Source organism: Paenibacillus taichungensis (genome assembly GCF_003287275.1).
GTDB classification, from domain to species: Bacteria; Bacillota; Bacilli; order Paenibacillales; family Paenibacillaceae; genus Paenibacillus; species Paenibacillus taichungensis_A.
Genome location: NZ_QEVW01000005.1, coordinates 698,689 through 715,007 on the forward strand (window position 1 = coordinate 698,689; position 16,319 = coordinate 715,007).

The window sequence follows — 16,319 nt, forward strand, 5'->3', positions numbered from 1 at the left end:
TGAACAAACTCTGGGTGTATATGGCATCTCGCACCTCCCCTTAAGTACATCTTCTACTTAATACCCTTGATGCTTAATTGGAATCAGATGAATGCTGATCCTACAGAAGAATGCGATAGGTTCTTTTTCAAAAAGGATTCAAGCATCTCCTCGTATCGGGTACGATCCACTTGAAACGCAGTTCCATGACCCGCACGGGGAATAGTCAACAGTTCTTTGTCTGTTGGACACGCTTCATATAGTCTGTAAACCATTTCCGTCGGTACAAATGTATCTGCCTCACCGTGAATAAAAAGTACCGGAACTTGAACTTTGGCGAGTTGATTTAGTGCCGATGCCTCCCCAAAGAAGTAGCCTGCCTTCCATTTGGAAATGAAACTTGTAACGGGAATAAACGGAAATGCGGGCAACTTGTATAATTGCTTGAGCTGGAAGGTCAGCTCCTCCTTCACGGAGGTATAAGCACAATCCGATACGATGGCCTTCACCTGATCAGGCAGTGCTTCACCGCCTGTCATCAATACTGTAGCGCCTCCCATCGAAATTCCATGCAAAATGATCTCCGTCCCCGAACCGACCTTGCCCAGAACCCAGTGTACCCATTGAACATAATCTTTACGGTCCAGCCAGCCGAATCCTATAATATTGCCCTCACTTTGGCCATGTCCCCGATCATCCGGCATCAGCACGTTATAGCCTCGTTTTTCAGCATAAAAACGCGCAAAACCTGCCATCTCCCTGCCTTTTCCCGAATAACCGTGTGCCAAAATAACCGTCGGTTGCTGCGACCCACTTTGGGAAGGAAGCCATGTTCCATGCAGCTTTAATCCATCATGTGATTCAACATATATGTCTTCGGTTGGCTGCGTATCAAGCCACGTCAAGTCAGACGAACTGCTGATTATTTCGTTATCCGGTTCAGGCATAAGGTTCGGATTATCGACCAAAAATGATTTTGGAGCACGCCGAATAGCGGTTTTGAAGAAGTAAAGTCCTCCTATCCATAACAAAATAAGTACGATAAGCATCAACAACGCAAATCCGTAAATGAACATAAACAAGTTCCTCACTTTCAGTAAATCTTCCACGTAAAATATATGTATGTCATCCCCATGTATGAATACAAAGCAGGGCAGCAATCTTAATTGAAATGTCAGATTGCATACCCTGATATGCTGTATTCCTATTTGTTGCAAGATCCCCAGTCCATCTGGTTCTTTTCAGTAATCATCCGTTTCATTAGCTGTTACTCACCCTCTCCAACGCGGAGCAAGCTTCCTTGTACGCGGGTAACAAGGTATTCAGTAAAGGTTCCGCCTTCCTGGATTGGCCCGCCTTGGCAAACTGTTCGATTTCGGCGAACAGCGTGGATAAATAATAAATTCCGAGGCTGAGACTGCCAGATTTCAGATCATGAGCAATCTCCACAGCAGCGACATGATTCCCAGATACGATATGTCTCCGCAACACTTCAATTTTTCCTGGTGTTTCTTCCCGGTACATATTCAGTAACATGCCAAGCAGGTTTTGGTCCCCCTCACTGCTTAAATCTACGATTTCACTCACAATGCTCATATTCAGTATTTCTCTGGAAAGGGATGATTGCTGCCACTTCTGAACGACGTTGTTCAGTTCTTCCAGTGTGAAGGGTTTACCAATAAAGTCATTCATTCCAGCTTCAATACATTTATCCTTTTCTCCTTCCATTACATTTCCTGTCATGGCGATTACCGGAGTAGGATGACGCATTTCGTCCTCTTCCATGGTTCTGATTTTACGTGTCGCCTCAAGCCCGTCCATTATAGGCATCATGTTATCCATGAGGATCAGGCTATATGCTTTACTGAGAAAAGCGGAAACAGCCTCTTCCCCATTTGGGACAGTGTCCACCTGGGTAATACCGAGTTTTTTGAGCTGCATCATCACAACTTGTCGATTAATAACATTGTCATCAGCCAGCAGAATCGATACAGTATCCGTGGTGTCATTCTGATCTTGATTTTTCTGAGAGGAGATCTGGTCAGCCTCAGAAGAAGATCTTTCATGATTTGCCTTTCCAAGTGGAAGCTCGAACCAGAATGTGGAGCCTTGTCCTTCCTGACTCTGTACGCCAATTTGACCATTCATCAAGGTAACCAGAGAATGGCAAATCGACAAGCCGAGACCCGTGCCTTCGTACTCACTAGATCGTCCTCGCTCCGTTTGTGTATAAGGTTGAAATAGTGTCTTCTGATCCTCATCTGCAATCCCGATCCCCGTATCCTCAACCTCAAATCTTATATATTGTGAAGCCTCACAGTCTTTGGCCAGAGTAACCCGAATCTGAACAGATCCTTGGGCAGTAAACTTATTGGCATTCTGGATCAGATTAATCAAAACCTGAGTAATTCGTGTGACATCCCCTTTAAGTACAGTAGATATCCGCGAATCATAATCTAATAACAGTTGATTTCCGTTGTGCTGTACCTTTGGCTCAAGCAAACGAAAAATGGTCTCGAATATTGATTTCAGCTCCAATTCGGCGATCTCAAGTCGCATCTGTCCTGCCTCCAATTTGGATAGATCCAAAAGATCTTCAATCAGGTTAAGAAGCAGTTTGGCAGCCTCCTGAATGACAGCTACTGAGTTTTGCTGCTCATCCGTCAGGGCAGAAAGTTGCAGTAGCTCCGCCATACCCAAAATACCGTTTAATGGTGTACGAAAATCGTGACTGATCACGGCGATGAACGAACTTTTGGATTCACCTGCAGCTACGGCTTCGTTTCTTGCCGCTTCGAGGCTGGCATTATTTTTGGCAAGCTGTCGCTGCAAGGTAACCAGTTCATTATTCATCTCTGAAAATTCATTCAGAATCCGCTCTTCCTGCTCCTTGCCACGAATGATCTGATCGGATAATTGCTCAATCGTTCTTCGCAACGATTCTATCTCTCCGTATTCTTTAGACATCAATTCACCCCTCTTTTAATCGCGAATCATGCCCATATTGGGTACGGATGATGGCTGTGTCAACAGATGCTCTGCAACTTCAACGGCTTCCTCCGCTCCTGGCGCATAACCGTCTGCCCCAATCGTTCTCCATAATTCTCGATCAATATTGAAAGGGTAACCCCCTACCATAATTTTCACGTGTGCTGTTGTGGGATGCAGACGAACTAATTGAATAAGCTCTTTTGCGAGATGAAGATGATACGTCATTGTAACCGAGAGCGCAATCACATCCCCCTGATGCCGCTCAATCGCTTCAATGATGCTTCCATTAGGAACATTGGCTCCTAGATAGTATGTATCCCATCCTTCCATCTCGAACACATCCGTGAGCAGGCGTAGCCCAATTTCGTGCTGCTCGCTGCCTACACATGCTGCCACCAACTTTTTCTCTTGAACGTTATGAATCATCCAGCGGGAATACAACCGGGATATGATCGCCTGAGTAGCTGCAGTGCAGAAATGCTCCTGTCCAACACTGATATAATTACGCTGCCACAATCGTCCAATCTCGTACTGAACAGGCTGAAAAATAAATCGATACATATCACGAATGGTGGCTCCGCCTTCCAGTTGTGCTTCAATAATACGTGCAGCCTCTTTCCGGTCACTGTCCAGCAACGCGCAAAGATAAGATTTAGCAGCTATTCCATAAGGCATCGAGTCATTAATATAGCCCGACAATGTCTCAGCTTGTTCCATTCTGAAGATTCCCTTGTTCAAATATTCAATCACAAGTGCTTTGGATGGATTGTCAAATTCTTCTTCCAAAGTTTGTTTGATCAAATTCAGATTGATTGCCAGATCTTCGGTCGACACGTTATAACCCGCCAAAAGAACCTTGAGCCAGGAAATATAGTGGGTAAACAGGCTTGGACTCTTCACAAGCACGCTCTCGGCCAGGTAGTTCAAACTATATAAAGAATCCTGTTTGGTACGCATTCGTCCATTTTCGCCAAAACGCTGTATCAAGTCCGGCTGTAAAACATACTGCTTCTCTGTTATTTTATCTGCCAAGGCATCTGCCCTTTTCAATAGATGCTCTCCAGCTTCTTGATGAGTCATATTATATCATCCCTCCTTCCATCACCCTTTTCTCAATTTGTACATCCCTTGTGCCCAAGAAGGATGATTGAGGTCGGCTAACTGTTTTTGGGATATTATTTGTAAACATTATCTCTTTCGTATTCCTGAATCCTGAATCGAATTAACATTCAGTTCATTTATTACTCACAACAATTTTCCTATATTATGAATAGTCCTGCAAGTGATTTAGCAAGGATAATGCCTTTCTTTGACAAAAAAACTGACCTGCGTTATTAACGCAAGTCAGTTTTCCCCTCTGCAGCGAGTCCAAGTTTTTTTAACAAACGAATAGCATCTGCCTTTTCCGAAGGTTCCAGTCCATCCACCGCATCAATGATCACCTGGTGGTGCTGAGGAAAGATTTGGGTGAACAGATGTCTTCCTTCCTCCGTCAATTCAGCGTATATGACACGCCGATCTTCCTTGGATGCTCGACGAATCAGCAGGTTTTTGTTCTGAAGCTTGTCCACAACATACGTGATATTGCCGCTGGACATTAACACTTTTTCACCGATCTTTTGCAATGCCTGCGGCCCTTTATGGTATAACAAATCAAGCACGCCAAATTCTGTTGTATTCAGTCCATGACTCTGAATATCCCGGTTGGACCTGGATGTAACGGAATTATATGCGCGAGCGAGAACCACAAATAATTGTAGAGACAGTTCCCGATTGTCCTCGTTGTTCGGCATTTCTTAATCCTCCATCAGTTGTTTACATTTCGACCTGCGCCTGAAGATCGTATCTGCTCCCACTCTTCGCGCAGCATTCCCATACGAATCGAATCATAATGCTTGCCATCCACGATGCGGCATTTGCGCATACGTCCTTCCAACTGCAGCCCCGCCTTCGAAGCTGAACGCATCATCCGTTCATTGCCTGACCAGGTTGTCAACCCAACCCGGGCCAGGAGCAATTGTTCGAATAAGTAGCTGGACCACATCTGAAGTACTCGCGTGCCAATCCCTTGCCCCCATTGGGCTGAACGATATAGCACTATTCCCATTTCCAGCCACATGGATGGACGATGTTCCCAATAGTAGCTGATTGTACCGACGATTCGGCCATTCAGCTCAATAATTCGAATGGAGTCCGGATCAGCATTGCTCTGAGTTGCTTCAAGTCTTCTTAACATGCTCCGTTCGAAGTCTTCGAAGCTCTCATGTTCAAGGGCATAATATGGCGCATCCCATTGCTTCCATTCCGGTACGTCTTCACTGTAGATCAATTCATAGAGTTCAGTCAGATCCTCTTTCTCCACACATCGGAGAACAATTTCACCATCCACTAACGGGTTTTTCCCCATCTATGCAATGACCTCACTTTCCGTTCATGAACGATGACGCTCATCGATGCTGCCATCATCCTTCGCAAGAATGACGGTGTCCGCCATTTTAATAAACAGTCCATTATCGACAACACCTGGGAGCATATTTAACTGAACGTTAAGCTCTGCAGCATGTTCTATGGCTTCCATGCGGCAATCTGCAATGAGGTTCCCATTATCCGTAAGATAACGTTGATCCCCATCCATGCGCCATTCTGGGTGACACCCGAGTTTCTCCAGCGCCTGGAAGGTCCATTCTGAAGCAAACGGAACCACTTCAACTGGCAACGGGAATTTCCCCAGTTTTTGTACGTCTTTGCTGCCATCGGCCACAATAATCAGTTTGTCGCTGTTCGCGGCTACAATTTTCTCACGCAAGAGTGCACCGCCGCCACCTTTGATCAGGTTAAACTCAGGATCAACCTCATCTGCACCATCAATAGTAAGATCCAGACGTCCAATTTGATCAAATGGAATGATCGGAATTCCCCACTCTTTGGCAAGCTTGTCCGATGCTTCCGAAGTTGCTACAGCCTGAATGTTCAACCCTTCACGTACTCGCTCACCAATTCGACAAATAGCGTAATACGCCGTTGACCCTGTACCCAATCCAACCTTCATTCCATCTTGAACATATTCTGCCGCGCGCTCAGCTGCTATCTGTTTAAGATTCATCTATAAACCCCCGCCTGCTCATGATTTGAGAAATGCATACTGTAGTTATTATAGATAAAACCGCTTCCGATGTATATCTGTGCATGACGTGTTCAACTGGAAACCTTGGCCTGTTTCTCTGCTTCACATGTGTCATTGATGCTGCTTATGTACATTCTTGGTTAGCTTCTCCTCCCTGATATTTGATTTGTGTGGCAGAAGAAAGTCCGTTTTCTGTCGTTTTCACTATTTTTTCAATGTTTTAGGATGTTTTTTAACCCACCATGTTATAGAATACAGAATGAAACTAAAAAATGGGAATTATTTTAAATAAACAGTTCTAAATACCTAAATTCTACTTTCATATGTCCATAAATACGTAAAATATTAAAAAAGTTTTAACAAAACTATTCAATTTGACGACATTTTATACGACATATTAAGTATAGATGTGTTTTAATAATTAGACACCCATGGGTATCTAGGTAAAAATATCTCTACATAGCGACCAGAAACCCAAGACCATGGTCGCATATCACGCCTTTGGAGGGGATACCGAAATGACTTAATTTGCATCATGAAGACACAAACATATTATCAATTCAAAGAAGATCAGGAGTGGACTTTAGTGAAATCATTAAGTTGGAAAAGCATTTCTTTTTTCTCCAAAAATCTGTTGCTTTCATTTACTAACATCATTATTATCGGCGTGGCACTTATTGCCAGCAGTTATTACTTTCAAAAGACGATCCTCGTAGACCAGCTACATGGTCAAGTGGAACAAATCACCAAAAAATGGGCAGAGGGCATTGATTCCACCGAAGTGCAGGCTGCTATTGCAGAAGCCAATTATGATGGAAAAGCCCAAACCAAATTGCGTGCCTATTTCGATGAAATGCAGCAATATTATCCCAACATTGCACAAGCTTATATCTTTGGCGTAGAACTGGGTGGGGATAACAAGCGGTTAACTTCCCTTGTTGCCATGCCAACCAATCTAAAGGAAGCCTTCCAGAGTGAAAATGTGAATATCGGCGACATGTATGAACAACCTGTCGTTGTAGCAAATGCACTGAAAGAAATGGTGAATACGGATCGCCCAACGTTCACCACATTTTATTCCGACGATTTCGGAACCTGGACAACCATTGCTTATCCGATCAAGGATAGTAACGGCAAGATTTACTCTTACTTTGCAGTCGATGCAGACGCATCAGCAGTACCTGCCGGACTGAATAAATTGCTTAAGAACGGAATAATCATCCTGGTAGCGTTCCTGCTGTTGTTCCTGATTATCCAATATCTTGTTGTCAAAAACACGCTCTCCCCTATTCGTCACCTGATCAAAGGGATTGATGACGTAAGCCGGGGTAATTTGAATGTCAAAATTCCGACAGGCAAAGACGATCTGGGCATTGTGAACGAAAAGTTCAATACCATGGTTCGCAAAATCAATGATACCATCGTCAAAGTGCAAATCACTTCGCAAGAAGTTAACGAGTCTGCCAAGGAGCTGTATGAAGTCTCCGAGAGAAACAGCGAGAATGCTGATTCTATTAATAGTAATGTTGCTCAGATTACATCCAACATTCGTGCGCAGGAACAGGCAACCCGCGATAGTGCTCGTGCAATGTCCGAGATGGCTATCGTCATTCAGACTATTGCCAGCAGCTCAGCGAGCGTAGCTGACGAGGCCTATGAGATGGAACGTAGATCGCAACAAGGAAACAGTGTGGTTCGTCAAGTATCCGAACAGATGAATTTGATTACGGAATCTGTTAAAAACACCGCATCGGCCATTCAGGTTCTGGAGAGCCGCTCTCAGGAAATTGGCGATATTCTGAATATTATCTCTGGCATTTCCAGCCAAACGAACTTGCTTGCGCTGAACGCATCCATTGAAGCAGCACGTGTTGGTGAAGAAGGTCGAGGATTCGCGGTTGTAGCAGGTGAAGTACGTAAGCTTGCTGAGCAGTCTGAACAATCCACGAGCCAGGTTGCCGTACTGATTCAGGAGATTCAGGCTGAAATTAGACAAGCCGTTCGTGCGATGGAACAAGGAACGTCTGAAGTGGATACCGGGCTCAGCGTAGCTGATCAAACCGGTCAATTGTTCGAAGAGATTTTGGAAGCAGCCAAGAAAGTATCGAATCAGATTCAGGAAGTATCCAGTGCTACAGAAGAAATTTCTGCAGGTACAGAAGAAATGACCGCTACTGCGGATGATTTGTCTGCGAGTGTGAGTAAGACAGCTGACAATAGTGAGAGGATCTCTTCATCCGTTGATGAACAAAAAGCGTCACTGATTACACTTGTTGATTCCTCTACCCGTTTGAACAGCATGTCTGAGGAACTGCAAGAACTGATCTCGCATTTTAATGTAAGCAAACAATAATTCAACCCACAACTTGAACGGTTTGAACCAAGGAGGAACAACTGAAGTGGTCGAAAATCAATCATCATCTCCCCAAACAGTGGAATCTAGCCTGCCGGTTCTTCAGATTCCACTGGATTTTGGGCGCCGTCAACAATCATTCACTTTTGAGTCTGCTCATCTTTCACTGGAATCGTCCCTGGGTCGGGAACTGAAACAAAAATTCGGGTCAGAGGGTGTATATCCAGCATTATTGTCTGCCTACGCAGCCCTGTTGTTCCGTTTATCAGCTGAACAGGAACTTGCCATCGGCACGCTGGCTCCCGATCAGCCAGCTTCCCATGTGTTATTGCAGATTCAAGGCAAGTTAACCTTTAAGGAACTGATTCATCAAATTTCAGATCAACTCCAGCTTCATTACTCGCTCCAAACGGGAGGTAATCCCGAAACGCTGTTCATGTATAACAGTGTACAGCTACCTAAAGCTCCTCAATTATTAAATTGGAATATTCGTGATGATCAAGATATGCTCACACTAGATCTGTTCTATGACAGATCACTTCTTAATGAATCTACGGTCACGAGATATGCAGAGTATTATCAGACTCTTCTTCTGGCTATGTTGCGTGACCAAGACAAGGCCATCGGCACAGTGGACATTTTATCCGCTTCAGACCGATTGCTATACCGAGAAATGAATGATACTGCCGTTCTCGAACCAGAACATCAGACAATTCATGGCTGGTTTGAAGCAACAGCAGCAGAATATCCTGAATCTCCAGCAATTACTTCACCAACTGGCCGGTACACGTATAGAGAATTGAACGAACGCGCCAATCAGGTTGCCCGTGTGCTGTTATCCAACGGATTGCAAAAAGGAGAATTCGTCAGCATCTTTATGGAGCGGAGTCTGGAAACGATTATTTCTTTGCTTGGTATTCTCAAAGCAGGTGGAGTATACGTTCCGGTCGATCCTGAGCATCCACAAGAACGCAACAGTTATATTGTCGAAGATACAGCCTCATCCTTTGTCCTAACCAAAGAGTCCTCTTTACCTGAAGCTTCACGTTTATTCTCAGGAATTACTACCGTTCGCCAAATTCTGGCCGTGGATGGACGCCTTGCCGGATTTGCAGCAAGCAACCCCAATCTGGACATTCAACCAGACGACCTGGCGTATATCATCTATACCTCGGGATCTACCGGCAAGCCCAAAGGTGCGCTTATCGCCCATCGGGGTGTTGCCAATCTTGGTAGTGTGGTGCAACGGGATTGCGATATTCAGCCAGGTGACGTATTAACCCAGTTTGCTACATACAGCTTCGATGCATCAGTATGGGATACGATTGGCGCTTTGTTCTACGGAGCAGAACTGTACCTGTTGTCGGCGGAAGAACGTGTATCCGTTGAAGAATTTGCAAGTGCCATTGAGCGCACAGGCACAACGATCATTACGATACTGCCAACCATCTTTTTCAACCAGCTTGCTTCCTTCCTGTCTGATGAAGGCTTCCACAAGCTGGCCAAAGTCAAAATCATTACTGTGGCTGGAGAAGCTTTGTATGGTGAGCAGGTTCGCGCTTTCCAGCGCAAATTCGGCAACCAAATTGATATCGTCAATGTATACGGACCTACGGAGTGTACAGTAGCAACAGCGACTCACCGAATTAGCGAGCAAGTTCCGGAAAGTGTTGTTAACATTCCAATCGGCAGACCGATTCATAACTATAAAGTGTATATCGTCAATGAGGAACAGCAGTTATGCCCGGTAGGCGTTCCTGGCGAGGTATATATAGCAACACCAGCTCTGGCCAAAGGTTATCTGAACCAGCCCGAGCGTACAGAACAGGCATTCGTTGATAATCCATTTGCAATCGATGAGAAAATCTATAAGTCTGGCGATATTGCCAAAATGCTCGATAGCGGACTGCTGGAATATGTGGGACGCAGCGACTCTCAGTTGAAAATCCGGGGTCACCGGATTGAGATTGGAGAGATTGAGGATCATTTTGCCCGTCTGGATCAGGTTCAGGATGTGGCCGTGATTCCCAAGAAGGAATCTGATGGTCAAAACATGCTCGTAGGATACTTTACTTCCAAAGATGGTAGTACACTTTCCGTTGCGGACATTAAAGCGGAGCTAACGGTTAAGCTTCCTTCCTATTTTGTACCCAAATGGATCTGTCAGCTTGATGAAATGCCGATTGCACCGACAGGCAAAATCAATCGCAAAGCGATGGTAGCTCTTCCTCACGTAGAACGTCATGAAGATCGACCTGATCGGGTACTGGCAGAGACGGAAACCGAAGCAATTATTCTGGAAGCATGGAAAGAAATTCTTCAGCACGATGACTTTGGTGTGGAGGATAGCTTCTTCGCCATTGGCGGTGACTCACTTCGGGTCATCCATGTGCTGGTCATTCTTAAGCCGCATTATCCGCAGCTGAAAATTGCCGACTTTTTTGCCGAGAAGACGATTCGTGCTTTGGCGAAACGCGTGGAGATCCTGGCTCAAGCTACAGAAGAAACTGCCCATTCCTCAGGGAATAACGGCGTAATTACTCAATTGTCAGAACATCCTGTAGAGCTTAGATCCCAGATTGGATATCCTGAAATTCTGAATCCCGAGCACGTGCTGCTGACCGGGGCTACCGGATATCTTGGATCTCATGTGCTGCAACAATTGATTATAACTTCGAATACACGTATCTATACTCTTGTTCGCCGTCCCGCAGACGGAAGCTCTGCGATGGAACGACTTAGCAGCGTCATGAAAGGTTACTTTGGACCGGAACTTCTACCTCTCCTCGCATCCCGCGTCGAGATTATCGAAGGCGATCTGGAGCAACCGAATCTTGGTCTTTCAGTTGAGCAGACAACTTACGTGCAAGAAAGAATCGACCGTGTAATACACTGTGCTGCAGATGTACGACATTTCGGGGATGCAGCCCAATTCGCCAAAACCAATGTCGATGGAACCACCGCATTGCTTAAACTCATTCGCAGTAAACCAGGTGCCTCCTTCCACCATGTATCCACGATGGGTATACCGGAAGATCTTGCACTAAGTGGACAATGGGAGTCATCCTTGCAATATGATCGCTTCCCTGCAGACCTACATGTGGACAACTTGTACTCGGACAGCAAACTTGAAGCTGAGAAAGTGCTTATGCTTGCTGCTGAAGAAGGTGTACCTGTGAGCATCTATCGTGCAGGTAACCTGACATGTCATTCCGAGACGGGACGTTTCCAGTCTAATATCGATAGCAATGCCTTTTATCGTATGATCAAAGCAATGTTATTGCTTGGCAAAGCACCAGCAGCCGACTGGATGGTTGATTTTACACCTATTGATTATGCAAGTCAGGCAATTGTACATCTGGCATTACGCCAGGACACAGCAGGACGTGTATTCCACATCTGTAATCCGGAGCCTATCAGCTACGATGATCTGATTCGTATTGTGAATCGGGCCGGTTATGAAGTGGAGACTCTGCCTTTTGCAGAGTATACCAACTGGTTGTTCGATGGCAGTGTCAGCAAGGACCCTGAGGCGCTTCAACTGGCTATCGCCCAGCTTGAAGGAGACGGTGCCAAGGATTCTGCATACGTATATGCCTCTCCTGTAACAACTGCTTATGTGGAACCAGCCGGAATTATATGTGCCAAAACAGATGATCGTTTCATCTCAAAAATGATGGAACATGCCATCGAGATTGGTTATTTCCCTAAGGCCGTCCGGCCGCAGTTTGGTACTTCTCCAACGATGGAATAAATTCAATAAAGTAAATGCATATATTGCATCCATTAATGAAAATAAAGAAGCCACCTCAACGTCAGTGATGACGGATAAGGTGGCTTCTTTATTTTGTACAGAGTTCTCAAATCAAGCGGATCAACGCAATGACAGCCAAATGTGCAGGATAGAAATAACGCCAAATCCAACGCGGACCTTTCAGACGGAACCCTGCGTTATAATACTGGGCAATGGCAATTCCTAGGGTAGCTATAACGCTATACATCTGAATAGAGCTACTGTGAAGATAAATATACAGCACATTTAAGAGCAGATGAGCCATTACCAGTACTGGGCCCTGGAAGTATCGGAATAGCAATACAAGCAGTAAGCCATACATACCATAATCCATATGGGTCATCTCCATGACCAAACCAGCCACGACCACAATCGGAATTCCCAACAAACGGACCGGAAGTTTATCGAGCACAAGCAATACAAGCAGGGCAGACCATAATGTCCATACCACATTGAGTGAAAAATGATTAAAAGCCGCCATAAAAGGGAATTGAGAGATCACTGCTATCCAGAATAATCGCCATATGTATTTTTGTACGTTGCGAGTATGTTTATAACCGATATACACGGCAAAAGCATAGATTGGAAAAGCAATGCGACCAATCATTCGCAGCTCCCCTACATGTGGAAAAAAGACGGCTCCGATATGATCGATCAACATCGTGATCATGGCTATCCATTGCATCATTTTATACTAATCCCTCCTGCTTATCCTGAACTTCAGGGTTCTCCAAGTCTTTCTTATATCTGAAGTTCATAATACATGAACTTGGTGTCCAGCGTATAGCCTTCCGACTCATATAATGCCTGAGCTTTCTTGTTGCTGTTCGCCGTAGAGAGCACTATTCGCACAGCTCCACTCTCATTTCCCCATCGTCTTGCAGCTTGCAGCAACTTACGCGCAATCCCACGCTGTCGATGATCCGCATGTACGTACAGATCATTAAGTACCCAGATTGACCTCATGGACACTGAACTAAAGCTGGGATACAACTGTACAAATCCACCAAAATCCCCCGTTAAAAGTTCATCCGTCAAGCTGCACTCCTCTTCCTTCCCCGTCTCCACTTCCGATTCTGCAATCAAAATAACGGATTCATTGCGCTCCATACGTTCTCTAATATATTCATTCGCTCCGTTCAGATCAGTAAGCTGATCATAAAACATCCTATACTCATTGAATAAATTCGCCACTCTGTTAACATCGCCAAGCTCGGCACGTCTAATCCGATACGTCATCTTTACTCAACTCCTTATATATAAACGTCTACCCGCTTTATTCCACCCTCTTATTTTAAAGCAGATTTCATGATCTCCCCATTCATCTTCTGCATCAAAGTTTGTAATATATTTCGATAATCCAAACTTAAAAGTATATTTCATTGGAAGCGTCGCACACTATAGTCAGATTACAGACTCGGCGTTACAGCATAGGGAGGCGAAACTGAAATGGAAAAAGACAATATCTATGAACAGGTTAGAGCTAATTTGTTGGGCGTTGCCGATATAATCTATCAGCCTTTTCAAATCGGACCTTTCCATTGTGAACTTATCTATATTCAGTCCATCGTGGACACACCTACCATGCGGGAAGCCATCGTCAAACCACTGCTTGAGGAAGCCTCACGTCATGAAATAGATCATCAATTCATTACCCGTGTCGTGACCGGATCATTTTTCACCCTTAACAGCCACCACTCGAATTCAGCAGAAGCCATAGTGGATGATATCGTGTCAGGTAATGCGGCCTTATATATCGAGGGTATTTCGGGCATGATCCATTTCGCTCTCCAAAATTATCAAAGGCGTTCCGTAGCGGAATCCACTAATGAAGTTGTCATTGTCGGGCCACAAGAGGCCTTCATTGAAGATGTTCATGTAAATATGTCACTGCTTCGGCACAAGATTAAGCATCCTGATTTTAAAATGATCAAATTCACCGTTGGAAAATATACCAAAACCGAGGTGTTCGTGGTCTATATTCAAGGGTTATGCAAGCCAGACATTTTGGAAAATGTATTAACAAGCCTGGGCGAGATAGATATGGACAGCAGTCTGGGGGTAAGTTATCTATCTGAATTTCTGGAGGACCATCCCCTTTCTCCTTTTCCACAGTATCAATATACAGAACGTCCCGATACGGTGGCTGCTGCACTGGTTGAAGGGCGAATCGGGGTCATGCAGGACGGAACACCGTTTTCCCTACTCATTCCCGTAACCTTTTTCTCTTTAATGCAGTCTTCGGAAGACTATTATCAACGCTTTTATTCCGCCTCCTTTATCAGGATTATTCGTCTGTTGTTTGCTTTTATAGCCTTCCTGCTGCCATCCTTTTATGTGGCTGTTACTACATTTCACCCGGAAATCATTCCGACCAATTTACTGATTACGATCGCTTCTGCTAGAGAGAATATTCCCTTCCCTGCCCTGATTGAAGCGCTCATTATGGAAGTGACGTTTGAAGGTTTGCGCGAAGCAGGGATTCGTATTCCGAAGCCGTTGGGGCAAACGGTGTCCATTATTGGCGGGATTGTTATTGGTCAGGCGGCCGTTCAGGCTGGGATTGTCTCCGCACCATTGGTTATTGTCGTATCCATCACAGGTATTGCCGCCTTTATCATCCCGCACTTCGAGCTCGGACTGGCTTTCCGGCTGCTTCGTTTTCCGGTGCTGTTTATGGGTGGAACGCTGGGGCTGTTCGGCATCGTGATTTCAATCTATCTGATCTATTGGTATATGGTTAGTCTCCGTTCATTTGGCGTGCCATACATGCAGCCATTTGCCCCCCTCGTGCTGCGTGATATCAAAGATACTATCGTTCGTGTGCCCTGGTTCCTAATGAAGAAGAGACCTGCAGCTTACGAAGACGCTAATAAGAAAAGGCAAAAGACATGAAGAGATTAATGATTACACCCAAACTCATTGTCGCTTTGATGTGCGTTTTACTGTGCAGTGGCTGCTGGTCAAAAGTGGAGATAAATGAACGTACGTTTATTACGACCATGTATGTGGATAAAGGAGAAAAGCCGGGTGAAATTGATATTTCACTAAGTATGCCATTGCCCAACCGTCTGTCCCCTGAAGGAACGGGAGGACCCGGAAAAAACCCATATGCTCTCGTTTCGGCTACTGCCTCCACCATCGCTGATGCGATGGAGAAAATCCAAACAGACCTTACACGAAAAATTTCCTGGGGGCACACACGGGTTGTGGTTTTCGGTGAAGCTTACGCCAGAGAAGGAATTCAAGATGCGATGGAATGGATCTCACGTGAACCTTTATTCCACCTTAGCAGTTACGTCATGGTTGCAAAGGGCAGAGCCAGAGACGTGGCTGATCTGACTCCCGTTTTCGAAGAAACACCCAGTGATGTATTAAGAGAATTTGCAACCGAAGAAAACATGTTAAAAACGCAAATGCTCAGTGTACTTATGGCTGACAAAATGAATCAGGGCTTTGCCACCCCCTTGTTGGAATCAAAATCAACTCCGATGGCAAGTGAGAATAATAAAAGGAAGCAATGGACCAGTCAGGTAGGCGGTGCTCTTTTCAAACAGATGAAGATGGTCGATTCCATCTCTCCCGATGAAACAAGGAGCATCGCCTGGGCCAATCGCAAATTGGATACCTTGGCCGTCTCCGTGGAAACCAAAGATGAAAAAGCGAGCATGACGGTCTACAATACGAGTTCCAAAATTAAGGTAAAGCTTGTAAACGGTCAACCTCTCTTTGATATCACTTTACGGGGGCAAGCAGAACTGAATTCCGTAATTCCCATTCTCAAGGTAAAAGATATTGTAGGCGTGAAACAGATCGAGCAAAAGGCCAATGAAAAAGTGAGTGCCTATCTTACCAACGCAATAAGGACCGGCCAACGTAAAAAAGCCGATATTTTGATGCTTGGTTATCGCCTGGAATGGGCATATCCTCGGATCTGGGAACAGTTACGTCCCGTTTGGAATGATTATGTCAAAAATGATTTGCAGTTTAATGTACATGCCAAAATCAATATCCAGTTCGTAGGTTCGGAATCCAGCTACTGACAGGGACAAAGAAAAGCATCAGGCCACTTTAGGAGG

At 44.9% G+C, this 16,319-nt stretch carries 12 protein-coding genes; 4 read left to right on the forward strand and 8 right to left on the reverse strand.

Translation table 11 applies throughout. From position 1 onward, the window contains the following. Positions 1 to 83 precede the first annotated feature (83 nt). The 6 genes from DC345_RS08385 to rpiA all read right to left on the reverse strand — a co-directional run bounded on the left by DC345_RS08385 (position 84) and on the right by rpiA (position 6,073). Positions 84 to 1,055: an alpha/beta hydrolase gene (locus DC345_RS08385; RefSeq protein WP_113052690.1), complete on the reverse strand. Its 972-nt coding sequence runs from the start codon at positions 1,053 to 1,055 to the stop codon at positions 84 to 86. Between the two features lie 184 nt (positions 1,056 to 1,239). Continuing rightward, positions 1,240 to 2,946, reverse strand: coding sequence for an ATP-binding protein (locus tag DC345_RS08390; RefSeq protein WP_113052691.1), 1,707 nt, complete (start codon positions 2,944 to 2,946; stop codon positions 1,240 to 1,242). A gap of 15 nt (positions 2,947 to 2,961) precedes the next feature. Next, entirely contained in the window at positions 2,962 to 4,050 is a 1,089-nt protein-coding gene (locus DC345_RS08395; protein ID WP_113052692.1) for a cobalamin B12-binding domain-containing protein, read from the reverse strand. 254 nt (positions 4,051 to 4,304) lie between these two features. Next, positions 4,305 to 4,763, reverse strand: coding sequence for a MarR family winged helix-turn-helix transcriptional regulator (locus DC345_RS08400; RefSeq protein WP_024630132.1), 459 nt, complete (start codon positions 4,761 to 4,763; stop codon positions 4,305 to 4,307). Between the two features lie 14 nt (positions 4,764 to 4,777). Continuing rightward, positions 4,778 to 5,377, reverse strand: coding sequence for a GNAT family N-acetyltransferase (locus tag DC345_RS08405; protein WP_113052693.1), 600 nt, complete (start codon positions 5,375 to 5,377; stop codon positions 4,778 to 4,780). Between the two features lie 24 nt (positions 5,378 to 5,401). After that, positions 5,402 to 6,073 (reverse strand): ribose-5-phosphate isomerase RpiA, encoded by a 672-nt coding sequence (gene rpiA / locus DC345_RS08410; protein ID WP_113052694.1) that lies wholly within the window; start codon positions 6,071 to 6,073, stop codon positions 5,402 to 5,404. Positions 6,074 to 6,680: 607 nt separating this feature from the next. On the opposite strand from rpiA, the gene DC345_RS08415 reads away from it, so the two are divergent. Continuing rightward, positions 6,681 to 8,447 carry a methyl-accepting chemotaxis protein gene (locus tag DC345_RS08415; protein WP_113052868.1) on the forward strand — a complete coding sequence of 589 codons (1,767 nt, stop codon included), beginning with the start codon at positions 6,681 to 6,683 and terminating at the stop codon, positions 8,445 to 8,447. A 46-nt stretch (positions 8,448 to 8,493) separates the two neighbouring features. After that, positions 8,494 to 12,201: a non-ribosomal peptide synthetase family protein gene (locus DC345_RS08420; protein WP_113052695.1), complete on the forward strand. Its 3,708-nt coding sequence runs from the start codon at positions 8,494 to 8,496 to the stop codon at positions 12,199 to 12,201. Positions 12,202 to 12,307: 106 nt separating this feature from the next. Here the strand turns inward: DC345_RS08420 and DC345_RS08425 are convergent, their stop codons facing one another. Together DC345_RS08425 and DC345_RS08430 are read right to left on the reverse strand one after the other, a co-directional pair. Next, positions 12,308 to 12,928, reverse strand: coding sequence for a conjugal transfer protein TraX (locus tag DC345_RS08425; RefSeq protein WP_258530587.1), 621 nt, complete (start codon positions 12,926 to 12,928; stop codon positions 12,308 to 12,310). A 53-nt stretch (positions 12,929 to 12,981) separates the two neighbouring features. Continuing rightward, positions 12,982 to 13,479, reverse strand: coding sequence for a GNAT family N-acetyltransferase (locus tag DC345_RS08430; protein WP_113052696.1), 498 nt, complete (start codon positions 13,477 to 13,479; stop codon positions 12,982 to 12,984). Between the two features lie 210 nt (positions 13,480 to 13,689). On the opposite strand from DC345_RS08430, the gene DC345_RS08435 reads away from it, so the two are divergent. Both DC345_RS08435 and DC345_RS08440 read left to right on the forward strand, forming a co-directional pair. Further along, positions 13,690 to 15,135: a spore germination protein gene (locus DC345_RS08435; protein WP_113052697.1), complete on the forward strand. Its 1,446-nt coding sequence runs from the start codon at positions 13,690 to 13,692 to the stop codon at positions 15,133 to 15,135. Next, a complete protein-coding gene (locus DC345_RS08440) occupies positions 15,132 to 16,283 on the forward strand; it encodes a Ger(x)C family spore germination protein (protein WP_113052698.1) in 1,152 nt (383 codons plus the stop codon). The genes DC345_RS08435 and DC345_RS08440 overlap by 4 nt, the downstream gene beginning before the upstream one ends. Positions 16,284 to 16,319 lie beyond the last annotated feature (36 nt).